This window comes from Bacillus sp. OTU530 (genome assembly GCF_038440375.1).
On sequence record NZ_JASATP010000014.1, the window covers coordinates 120,242 to 131,708 of the forward strand.

Annotated in this window: 12 protein-coding genes; 2 read left to right on the top strand and 10 right to left on the bottom strand. The window is 41.7% G+C overall.

Annotated elements, in window-relative coordinates; all coding sequences use genetic code 11:
- Nucleotides 1–15 precede the first annotated feature (15 nt).
- The 6 genes from AAHB12_RS12905 to AAHB12_RS12930 form a co-directional block, all read right to left on the bottom strand.
- Nucleotides 16–621 (bottom strand): genetic competence negative regulator, encoded by a 606-nt coding sequence (locus AAHB12_RS12905; RefSeq protein ID WP_342045569.1) that lies wholly within the window; start codon nt 619–621, stop codon nt 16–18.
- Nucleotides 622–699: 78 nt separating this feature from the next.
- Nucleotides 700–1,596: a MerR family transcriptional regulator gene (locus tag AAHB12_RS12910; RefSeq protein ID WP_342045570.1), complete on the bottom strand. Its 897-nt coding sequence runs from the start codon at nt 1,594–1,596 to the stop codon at nt 700–702.
- A gap of 26 nt (nt 1,597–1,622) precedes the next feature.
- A complete protein-coding gene (locus AAHB12_RS12915) occupies nt 1,623–2,396 on the bottom strand; it encodes a metallophosphoesterase (protein WP_342045581.1) in 774 nt (257 codons plus the stop codon).
- A 53-nt stretch (nt 2,397–2,449) separates the two neighbouring features.
- A complete protein-coding gene (locus AAHB12_RS12920) occupies nt 2,450–3,031 on the bottom strand; it encodes a CPBP family intramembrane glutamic endopeptidase (protein ID WP_342045571.1) in 582 nt (193 codons plus the stop codon).
- A complete protein-coding gene (locus AAHB12_RS12925) occupies nt 3,028–4,560 on the bottom strand; it encodes a RecQ family ATP-dependent DNA helicase (protein WP_342045572.1) in 1,533 nt (510 codons plus the stop codon). Before AAHB12_RS12925 ends, AAHB12_RS12920 begins: the two co-directional genes overlap by 4 nt.
- Nucleotides 4,550–5,611 (bottom strand): helix-turn-helix domain-containing protein, encoded by a 1,062-nt coding sequence (locus AAHB12_RS12930; RefSeq protein WP_342045573.1) that lies wholly within the window; start codon nt 5,609–5,611, stop codon nt 4,550–4,552. The genes AAHB12_RS12925 and AAHB12_RS12930 overlap by 11 nt, the downstream gene beginning before the upstream one ends.
- A 295-nt stretch (nt 5,612–5,906) precedes the next feature.
- Here AAHB12_RS12930 and AAHB12_RS12935 point away from each other — a divergent pair, with 295 nt between their 5' ends.
- Nucleotides 5,907–6,155: a ferredoxin gene (locus AAHB12_RS12935; protein ID WP_342045574.1), complete on the top strand. Its 249-nt coding sequence runs from the start codon at nt 5,907–5,909 to the stop codon at nt 6,153–6,155.
- A 101-nt stretch (nt 6,156–6,256) separates the two neighbouring features.
- Nucleotides 6,257–6,940: a hypothetical protein gene (locus AAHB12_RS12940; RefSeq protein WP_342045575.1), complete on the top strand. Its 684-nt coding sequence runs from the start codon at nt 6,257–6,259 to the stop codon at nt 6,938–6,940.
- Nucleotides 6,941–7,220: 280 nt separating this feature from the next.
- Here AAHB12_RS12940 and AAHB12_RS12945 read toward each other — a convergent pair whose 3' ends face one another.
- From AAHB12_RS12945 to AAHB12_RS12960, 4 genes are all read right to left on the bottom strand, one after another.
- Entirely contained in the window at nt 7,221–7,838 is a 618-nt protein-coding gene (locus tag AAHB12_RS12945) for a peptidoglycan DD-metalloendopeptidase family protein (protein WP_129728106.1), read from the bottom strand.
- Between the two features lie 203 nt (nt 7,839–8,041).
- Nucleotides 8,042–8,635 (bottom strand): cob(I)yrinic acid a,c-diamide adenosyltransferase, encoded by a 594-nt coding sequence (locus tag AAHB12_RS12950; RefSeq protein ID WP_129728105.1) that lies wholly within the window; start codon nt 8,633–8,635, stop codon nt 8,042–8,044.
- A 39-nt stretch (nt 8,636–8,674) separates the two neighbouring features.
- On the bottom strand, nt 8,675–10,438 hold the full coding sequence (locus tag AAHB12_RS12955) for an ATP-binding protein (RefSeq protein ID WP_342045576.1): 1,764 nt from the start codon (nt 10,436–10,438) through the stop codon (nt 8,675–8,677).
- A complete protein-coding gene (locus tag AAHB12_RS12960; RefSeq protein WP_379948143.1) occupies nt 10,438–11,154 on the bottom strand; it encodes a response regulator transcription factor in 717 nt (238 codons plus the stop codon). The genes AAHB12_RS12955 and AAHB12_RS12960 overlap by 1 nt, the downstream gene beginning before the upstream one ends.
- Nucleotides 11,155–11,467: the final 313 nt, after the last annotated feature.

Sequence of the window (11,467 nt, forward strand, 5' to 3'; positions counted from 1 at the left end):
AACCCCAACTATACCTTAGTTGAGGTTTGATTTCGCTACAAAATAGTGATACAACTGGGCTAATGCACGCTCTGCCATCAGTTCCTTCCCATATTCCATTAACCTATAGATTGTAATCGTTGCAGAATTTCCGAATTCCGCCAAGATAGCGATTAAATTTTCATGAGAGAGCGATGTAGCTGATTCTTCCAGCAATAAGTAGAAATGATTTTGAAAGGAATACAATTTCCCATTTTCAATCCCCAGAGGATATAAACGCTCTGCCAAGGAAACAACGTCCTCGAATGAAGCAAACTCATATAAAATATCCTCGCTCTCATCAAGAGTTACCTGCATTTCAATAAAGTCATCGCTAAAGTCTTCATCCAGCCCTATCTCTTGATGCTCCTTTGTCACGATGACAACCATACCTTGCGCCTGAAGTGAGAATACTTCTACAGCAATTGGTCCGTCTGCCTCAAATCCAAGCTCTTTATTTGCCTCATGCATCATATCGCGAAACAGCTGCTGTACTTTCGGCGCATTTTGCCATAAATCTTCTTTCGTGAGCCCACGTTCCAACAAATCGTCAAACGTAAGGAAAATCTTGATTTTATTGTAGTTCAAACGTTCCAATCTCATCTCTTACCCTCCTTACCTCAACCGTTACACCTAATGTTTATTATATGAAGGATGAATCGGATGGTTCATAGAATGAGGCTACGCTCTCACCATCCATTGATCCCAATCGTCTTTCGTTGTTCCCACAAGATACTCCTCTAGCGCCGCTCTTTCTTGCTCAGGCAAGAGCGAAAAAGCAGTTCCTCCGAGTCCTATGGATAGATAATCATACTCCTCCCGCAAGCAATTGGCAAGTTTTATCGTTGGGACAACATATTTTGTCAACGTGCAGGACATAAATAAAAATTTAGGCCTTACTTCTTCAATGATAGCATGAATATCTTTTTCATCAATGCTTGTCCCAAGATATATAACCTCATAGCCTTTACGGCGTAAATAAATCGTAAAAATCAACAGTCCAAGCTCATGAGAATCCCCTGGCCCGCATACAGCAACGACTTTTGGCAGCACAGCATTAGCAGGTAGATTATGATAAATCATACCAATTCGCGAACGTAGAAAAGATGTAGCATAATGCTCATGAGCACTTATAATAGCCCCCTGCCGCCAAAGCTCCCCAATCCGCACTAAAATTCCCCGCAAAATATCCATTGTTACCTTTTCAACAGAAAATAAACTAAACGCTTCATTCAAATGTTCATGCGCCTTCATCTCATCAAACTTTAACAATGCATACAAAATTGCTTCAGTTAATGACTGTGCTTTATTATTCTCTTGTTCGGAAAACACTTGGGTATTCAACTGATTGCTTTCAAGTAAATTTACTGCCTGTCCGATTGTAAATCCTTCATTCACCTTTGTGATCAGCCACTTTAATATCTTTACATGCTCCTCGGTATAAAGACGATGACCTGCTTCATTGCGTTTTGGAGCAATAATTTGATAACGTCTTTCCCATGCTCGCAACGTGCCTGACTGAATACCAAGCATGTTTGAAACTGCCTTAATGTTGTATTTCCCTTCTAAGGTTGACATACCCTTTCCCACCTTAAACAATAAATCTATACTTCTTTCCTTTTTAGCGAGAGTAAGTGAGTTTGCACAGGAGCACGAAACCGCAGCGGAACGAATGTTGTACCATAACCGTTGCTGACCAACAATAATGTGTGCGCATACGAGTAAGTTCCTCCTCGCATATATTTGTCTGAGGGTAACAAATAGATTTGTCCCCCATGTGTATGGCCGCTTAGCACAAATGAAATACGCTCTTTCTCTGTAAACTTTTGAACGATATCTGGGTTATGACTAACAAGAATGCGAAACCCTTCCTCCCCACAATCTGCTAGCGCCCAATCCAAACGATCTTTGCCTAACGATGTATCATCAACACCGAGCAGCCAAAGCTTTTCCCCTTCTTCTGACTCAAACAAAACAGCTGTATTATCTAAGCTCTTCACCTTATGATCAAGAAGAAGCGCATCTAAATCATGACGTTCCGTTTCATAGTCATTATTGCCCCAAACAAAATAAACAGGGCCAATCTGGCTGAGCAGACGAAGATTATGTGACACCCTTGTAAGCGGCACTCCTTTTTCCGTTAAATCGCCCCCGATTACCACAAAATCCGCTTTTCCTTGCATATCACGAATCCATGTATCTGGCAGCTGTCGCTTATGAATATCTGAAATAAAAAAAATACGAACCTCTCCAAAGCTTCGAGGGAAATCAGGAAAACAGTATTCTTGATATATAACCCGATTTACATGTGCTTCCTTATACATAAAAACAATCCAAGTAAGACATGCGATGATAACGAGCAGCAAAATAACAATCATTGTATACTCCTTACATTTTAATTGTACAATTACTAACACATAACTTACACAAATCATAACATATCTTCATTTTTCCGGCGCAAGTATAAGCCCATCACAAAGTCCACAAGAAAATGGGAGAAAATTGTAACCAAAAGGTTTCCTGTATACGCAAACAAATACCCAAAGGCTATGCTAATTATTAACACAAAACAAAATAAAAATGGCTTTTTTATATAACGCACATGTAAAACAGCAAACATCACACTTGCAGCAATCAATCCAAAGTGCGTTTGCAAAATGCCGCGAAATAATAGTTCCTCGCAAGTTCCTATTAAGAGCGTAATGCCTAGCAAATGCGGAATGGATAAGCCGCGAAACATCCGTTCATTAATCCCTCCGTCATCAAACCAGGACTCAGGAAACACACGCATAGCAGCGTAATCCATTATAATAATCACAAAAGCCGCTCCTCCCCCGAGCAAGACGATAGAAATAGGCTTCCATTGCCACATAGCTAAAAATGATGCGGCATCATCAAACAGCCAGTACGATAAAATCATACACGCAAACAAAATAAGAGCTTGTGTAATATACAAATTGAGCCGTAGCTCACGGTCAGACATATTTTTAATTTTCTCCTGCTGGCTTTTCATATAGCTTCCATTTCTCCAATACCCAGTATTTGCTTCAGCTCCTCACGCCATCCCGCATAAGGAAGCGCACCGCTCTTGCCGTTCTTTTTATACGCATCAAGCATGATTCCGCAAACATCACAGCATTGCTTAGGCTCGCTCTCTTTTTCATAGTCAAAAAACCGAAGCAGCGATTCTCTTCGGCAGCCGCTTCCCTCCAGCCAACGCCGCATCACTTGTAGCTTTTCATATTTTCGGTTAAGCCTTTCTACTACCCTTTCATAAAATAGGGCAGGAGCATGGGAAGGGATCGCCTCTAGGATAAGTTCTTTGCCTTGCACTGCGCCAATTTGCTCGAGGCGATATTGTAAAAACCGCCAATGTTGCTCTGCAAAACCCGCAACATTTCGCGCTATATATTCGGCATCAGATAGCAGGAGCACCGGTCGACGAATCAGTTCCTCCTTAAACAAAGAAAGACAATACGCTATGCTTCTCTCATTCGGAAGTTCCTCCTGAATAAGAGAGAGCGGCAATTCATGATCAACCGTACAGAATAATAAAATGGCAATGCTCGCCCCTCCATCTCGTCCTGCTCTTCCGATTTCCTGCAAATATGACTCTAAGTTAGAAGAATAATGAAAATGAATAATATAGCGAACATCAGGTTTATTAATTCCCATTCCAAAGGCACTTGTACAAACAATGATAGAAAGCTGCCCTTTCATAAACTGCTGCTGAATGAGCATCCGCTCCTCCTGCTCCATACCGCCGTGATAATACGCTACCCCTTCTATCCCTGATGCTCGCAGCGCTTGCGCAAGCGCTTCAGCCCAACTGCGGCTTGAGCAATAAATAATGCCCGGCCCTTGCAGCTGACTAGCATATAAAAGCACTCTTTCTTTTTTGTCATCAAGTGTTTCTACGTGCTCTACCTGTAAGGCAATATTAGGACGATCTACAGAATGCAAATGAAACGAGGCAGTCGTTAGATGAAGACTATGAGCAATATCCTCCAGCACCTCTCTTGTCGCTGTAGCTGTTAGTGCAAGTACAGCGGGATTTCCAAGCTCCTGAATGACATGATCAAGCTTTTTGTAGTCCGGTCGAAAATCATACCCCCATTGCGAAATACAGTGCGCTTCATCTACAACAAATAGAGCGATGTTCATCTGTTTGAGGGCATGGAGAAAAGAGCGAGCCTGCAGCATTTCCGGAGATGCAAAAATAAATTTATAAAAACTGAGATTGCGAATAGCCTCTCTCTTTTCTTCCATTGTGCGAAAGCTGTTAAATGCAATAACACGCTTCTCCCCAATAAGCCGCAATTGATTGACCTGATCCTCCATTAAGGATAGCAACGGCGATACAATCAATACAATCCCGTGCATCATATATCCTGGAACTTGGTAACAAACGGACTTTCCTCCCCCAGTTGGCAGCATCGCTACAACAGAAACACCGCGCAGTAGGTCCTCAATAATTCCCTTCTGTCCGATGCGAAAAACACGGTAACCGAATTTTTCATATAACACATCCTCAATCCTCATTCGCTCCCCCTATCCTTGCAAGCACCAGTCTAATATCGAAATAGCTTACATCGTCTCCTGCATACTTTTTCAATTCTCGCAGCCTTCTTGTATTCATGCGTTGAATCGTTTCCGTGATCCTTTTCACTTTATCTTCTGCCAGAAAGGATTCAATCGGGAAATCCGGCTCATGCAACGCAATCTCTACAATGTGGTCCTCAATAGTACTTCGCTTTAAGCCGCGTATGCGCACTGTCTCCGCTATTGTTTTTCCTTGCTTCCACAAATCGTACGTTTTAATGGTGGATAAGCTCAGTACAGCAACTCTTTTTTCTTTATAGGATGTCATTTGCGACAATAACGGATATCTTCCATCCTCCTCAAGCCCCTGCTTTGTGAGCCAATGAAGCGCGCTAAGGAATTGGAAATGAATGCGAAGAGAATCCTCATCCAGCATCTCAGCAATCTGCCCTTCCGTATATCCAACTCGGTGATAGCCGCTGAGCCGTAACACAAATACAGTACATTCTGCTTCCGTCAGAGCGGAGAGCGCACTCATGCATTCTTCATACAAAGCAGCTGCTAGCTGCGTACGCGAAACTAGCGCCGATAAAAAAAACCTTTTCACCCATTCTGTCACTTCTATGTCCTGCTGAATAGGGAGAAAAGAAGAACTATTTCTCTGTAAATGCGATAAACTTTGCACAACAAGGGAAAGACGCTTCCAAAGCACTTCACCCGTATCTCCATAACGCAATCCCCCCAAATGCATGGGAAAAGGAACAACAGCGCCATACTGCGCCAGCCTGTCCTCTCCCTTCGCAGTTACAGCATACGTATTTTCCTGTATTTGTTCAATACAATTTTCGTTTAAAAGAAGCTGGATTTGTTCATCATAAACGTGTCGGTTCAGTTTCTTATACACGCCAAACAAAAATGACAGACGATAGATCGCACCATCCTGCAACGTTTGGGACGAACGCTTACCTTTTAACAAGTGGTAAATGGAAGATGCTGTACGTTCCCCTTTTATTCGCTGTAAGCCGTACAAAATTGTATATAGCAGCTGCAAGAAATTTCACTCCCTCTTTTGCTGTTATATGTATTGTAACAAACGAGCATAGGAGCAGTCATTTATGAATCATTTTGCCTGGCCGTGTAACAAAAAAAAATGTTTATTTGCTCATTTCTTTTGAATAATTTACAAATTTGATTGACATTTTTAATTGATAAGCATTATCATTATACTTTTGTATTGAAAATCTCGACAAACCGTTTTAAAATAAGGGTAGAATTTTCTTTCATTAGCACAACACTACCTAATGAATATTTTATGTTATATACATATTATCGGGAGGTATACAGAAATGCCAAAGTACACTATTGTTGACAAAGAAACTTGCATTGCTTGTGGAGCTTGTGGAGCAGCTGCACCAGATATTTACGATTACGACGATGAAGGCATTGCGTTTGTAACGCTTGACGATAACCAGGGGATCGTGGAAATTCCAGACGTATTAATAGACGACATGATGGACGCATTCGAAGGATGCCCAACAGATTCCATCAAAGTTGCGGACGAGTCATTTGATGGTGATGCTCTAAAATTTGAATAGTCACATAAGAACGTTATTCCTGCTGGAATAGCGTTTTTGATTTAAACGAGCCTCCCTCGCTTACAGCGGAAAAAGCTATGTTTCTTGTTGGAGGAAGTACCATGAAAAAACAACAAAAACAGACTATACACGAAGTAATGAAAAAAAGTCTTCGAAAAGAGTATTTTTATTTAAAACGGGACTTACTGTTTTATTGTCAGGTAGACTTCGGAAAACTATCCAAGCATTTTCATTATGCAGCCTTTGATACAGACGGCATTAGCATTTATGAATATGATAAAACGCTTGAGAGCAAAATGAAGCTCATTACACGTCATCCTTGGTCTAGCTGGCAAAATGTAAAAGTGGACCATTATTTAACAAATTCACAGTTTATCTTTCAAGGCGAGCCCAACTGGATTTTATATATTATGCATAAAGGAAAAGAAGTCCAACAACTTATCGAGACGTATACTACGCTTTCTATAGAAGAAATGCCGCGGCCAGCATGGCGGAAAATTCCTGGCTACCGTTCGAAAACAAAACGAAACATATATATAGCCTCGCTGCTTTACAGCGCGCTGCTTTCGTTTTTATTTAAGCTGCTCCTGCCTTATAAAGCCGAGATCGCCATGTTCTCCCTTTCGATTGGGATAATGCTTCTCGGGTTGCTTTGCTTAACGATCGGGCTTATTGAACCGACAATTGTCCTGCCAAAATTAGAACCGAAAACAAGGGAAAAAGTCCTCTATATTTACAGCTATTTATGTATCACTGGCTTTATTTCTATTTTCATTTTTTGGTAAAGAGAGCTGTTGACTATAATTCGGAAAAGTGGTTATGTCCCTCCTTTGTTTCCTCAGCACAGTAAAACAACCTGCACATAAGACGCATGGTTCAGGCGGGGACGGTTTATAGAAGTATTCGGTATGTTCCGTACCACGGAATATACTTTTTTCTTTTGTAAGAATGTTATTTAACTGTGAAAATAGACACCGCTCCAAAACAAAACTATGTAAAGGAGACATCAAACAAGCAATTCTGCTCTTTTGATGTCTCCTTTTGGTTATAAACAAACTATTCTACTTAATTAATCGTCAGCTTTTGAGACGGATAAATTACATCGCGACTCAACTGGTTGACCTGCTTTAATTCTTCAACCGTCATCCCGAATTTCCTTGCAATTGCGGTTAGAGTATCTCCCCTCTGCACAATATAGGAGGACGATGAAACACTCTCATGTAACGGCTCTCCAAGTACAGCCAACGGATTAATAGCATTTGTTTTTCCGAAGTTCCATGACCCCTTATGCACCTCAAAATGTAAATGAGCACCATGTGATTGCCCTGTATTTCCTACCTGCCCAATCGGTTGACCCGCTGTAACCTGCTGCCCCTCTTTTACAAGACGCTGCTTCATATGTGCGTACACTGCTTCATAGCCGTTGCTATGCCGGATAAATACAACATTTCCATACGAACTAGAATAATACGATTTTGTCACCTTGCCATCACCTGCAGACACAATTGTCGTCCCTACTGCGGCGGCCACATCAATTCCATAATGCTTGCCATTTCGCGTTCCAAAATAATCGCTAATCACCCCGGACACAGGCCATGTCCATTGTTCTGCTGCTTCTGCACCTCCTGCATACAAGGAACCGAATGCAAACAGCAAAAACAAGCACTTCCTATACCCTCTCATTCCTCAACCTCCGTTTTATCTTAAGATTCACCTTATCTATTTTGCATAGCCTAACGAAAAAGTATGCAAAAAAAATAGAAAGGATAGTAGGCTAGCAATTTTCCTGCATTTCTACCACAACGGGGGAAAGTGGAAACTTCTTTCTTAAAATACAAAAAAATGTCTACCGCAAAGCGGCAGACATTTTTTTGCACACATAACCGTCATTCTGAGGGTTCTATTTCCTTCTGTTCTGGTTTATCCCGGAACACAATCGCACTCCTTGCATATTCCACATCCTGTACACCAGACCGAGCATTTACCACTCTAGCTATCGCAAACAAGTAGTCAGATAAACGATTTATATAAGCCAAAACATAGGTATTTATTTCTTCGGTTTGCTTGAGCGCTACAATACAGCGCTCTGCTCTACGCGTCACAGTCCTCGCTATATGAATCGCTGCCGCTGCCGGAGTTCCTCCTGGCAAAATAAAACGTTCAAGCGGCGGCGCCTCGTCAATATATGCATCAATACGCTGCTCTAGAAACGTAATCATTTCTGCGGTTGCTTTATACGGAATTTTATTCTGTACAATCGCTAGGTCTCCGCCACAGTCAAATAATTCATGTTGTATTTTCTTAAGCTCCTGATACACATCGGCAAACTTCGCATCCGTCAGCATCGTCATCGCTTGGCCAATAAAGGAATTCGCCTCGTCAATAGTTCCGTACGCCTCAACACGAAGATGGTGCTTGTCAACACGCCCGCCAATTAAACTCGTTTTTCCTCCATCCCCTGTTTTCGTATACAATTTCATACTGATTCCCCTCCCTGGAATTAGTACAGCTGCACCACATTAGCATAACTGCTTCGGAAGAAACACAGAAAATGTCGTTCCTTCATTCACAACACTTGAAACGGAAATTTCTCCTCCATGTGCTTCTACAATATTTTTAGCAATGGCTAATCCGAGACCTGTACCTCCATCTATGCTTCGTGTTCTTGCCTTATCCCCTTTATAAAAACGCTCAAAAACAAAAGGAATATCTTCCTGTGGTATACCGATCCCGGAATCTTTCACTTCAAATACAAGACCATCAGCCCGCTCATGAACAATGAGAGAAACATTTCCTTTTGCACTTGTATGACGCACAGCGTTATCAACGAGATTTGTTAGTACCTGCTCCATGCGGTCTCCATCAAACGCATATTTTTCAACATCTGTTGCAAACTGGGCATATAGCCGTACATCCTTTTCAGCTGCCATCCCTTGGAACTTACGAATCATTTTCTCCACAAATGCAACGATTTCCACTTCTGATACATATAATTCAACACGCCCGCTTTCCATCCTAGCAAGATCGAGCAGTTCGTTCACAAGACGACCAAGGCGAACAGATTCATCGTAAATAATTTGGGTAAACTCTCTCACTTCTTCCTTCGTAGTTACAATATCATCTAAAATGGCCTCACTGTATCCTTGCAGCATCGCCATAGGTGTACGAAGTTCGTGTGAGACATTTGCAATAAAATCCTTGTGCATCTTCTCCAGCCGGCGCTCCTCCGTCATATCGCGAAGCACCGCTACTGCACCGCGAACTTTCGTTTGATTATAAAGCGGAGTCATGAGCACCACATAGTTCCCTTTTTGCAAATGCAGTTCAATTGCCTTTTCGCGTTCATCATGGCCTACCTCATGAAATAGCTGCACAAGCGCTGGCGGAAGCTTTTCTTCTTCACCCGTCCCATTCTCTTCATTCCAAAACTTTAAAAATTTCTCAGCAGGCGGGTTTACGACAACCACCTCGCCCTCTTGGTTTAGCGTAATGACTCCATCTGCCATACTTGTCAAAATACCAGACAACTGTTCCTTTTCCTGCTGCAAAGCATTGATATTAAATTTTAGCTGTTTTCCCATTTGATTTAAAGCAGTTGCCAATTCGCCGATTTCATCCTGCGAAACCGCGGGTGCCTTCATTTGAAATTTTCCTCGGGCAATTTCAAACGCAACCTCTCTCATTTTCCGTAACGGAGCAGTAATACGGGTAGATAAGAAAAAAGCAAAAAATGTCGTCAGAATAATAGCAATTCCAGCTGATAAAAGGATAAAATCCATCGACTTTGCAACAGCCTGCTGCGCTACTTGGAGAGATTGATATACAAATGCAGCCCCTCCCCCGTTCTTCATCGGAACCCCGACAATCATAATTTCACCATTTGAAGTATCATCCACCGAAGGTATAGACATCTTTTTGTGCACTGTTTTTTGTTCTGTAAACACCTTTACCAAATCGGGGTCGGCTTTTAAATCCTCCACTGTAAGATTTACAAGTCCCTTTTCCTCTGGAGAATATGAAGCTGCCTTCCCATTCTTTACGACAATAATACGGGAGAGCGGATCAACGAATTGATAAGCAACGGTTTCAACCGTTTGTTCATCCATCCCGTCTCCAATCATTTCTGAAATTCGTGTCGCCACATTTGTAAGTCTTGTCTCACTCGTGTCGACATAATAATTTTCGAAAAACTGCAGCAACAGAATTGCCACGAAGCCTAGCACGACGGAAACAAGCAGTAAAATAGTAACCCAAAGCTTTCCGACTACACTTCTCCAAAGCATTACTCGCTCACGACCTCAAATTTATACCCGACTCCCCAAACAGTTACAATCATTCTCGCTGCGTTCGGAGACTTTTTATTTAGTTTTTCACGCAAACGCTTTACGTGCGTATCAACTGTACGTAAATCGCCAAAAAACTCATATTGCCATACTTCTTTCAAAAGCTGCTCACGGTCAAATACCTTATCCGGTGACTTTGCCAAAAATAAAAGCAATTCATATTCCTTTGGCGTTAGATTTACTTCTTGCCCATCTGCCATGACACGGTGGGCATCATTATCAATTGTAAGGTACGGAAAAACGATGATATCCTTGGTGGCCGTTTCTTTCGTAAAAAACGTTGTAGAAGTTGCACGACGCAGCAAAGCTTTCACCCGCAGTACAACCTCACGCGGACTGAACGGCTTTACAATATAATCGTCTGTCCCTACTTCAAATCCCTGTACACGGTTCACTTCTTCTCCCTTTGCAGTCAACATAATAATCGGAGTTGCTTTCTTTTCCCGAATCTCTCGGCATACCTCAAGGCCGTCTTTTCCAGGCATCATTAAATCAAGCAAGATTAAATCATACTCAAACTGCAACGCCTTCGATAAGGCGATCTCACCATTATCAGCCTCATCAATTGTATAATTTTCCCGCTCTAAATACATTTTTAATAAACGTCGAATCCGTTCTTCATCATCCACAACCAAAATTTTGATATCATTTTGCATATTCATTACCGTTTCTAGAAAACCCCAGAAAACGGATTCACCTGCCTTTCTCATCTATTACTCTAAATTTGGCCATTCTGTTGCTTCTTATGCCTTTCCTTCATCATAACAGTAAAAACCTATCATTACCTATCCAAGAGTTTGACAATTTTACAAACATTTATAACAATACCTCATAAAACACGTTTGAATTGTCTTCCAGCCAGAAATTTATACTTTCTAAAAGTGTAAAAAAGAAGCGTTTCCGCCATTGCCATCAACTTTAGTTCAGTGGCGGCCCCGGGGAAGAGCGGGGGGGGGGGGGTTTTTTTAT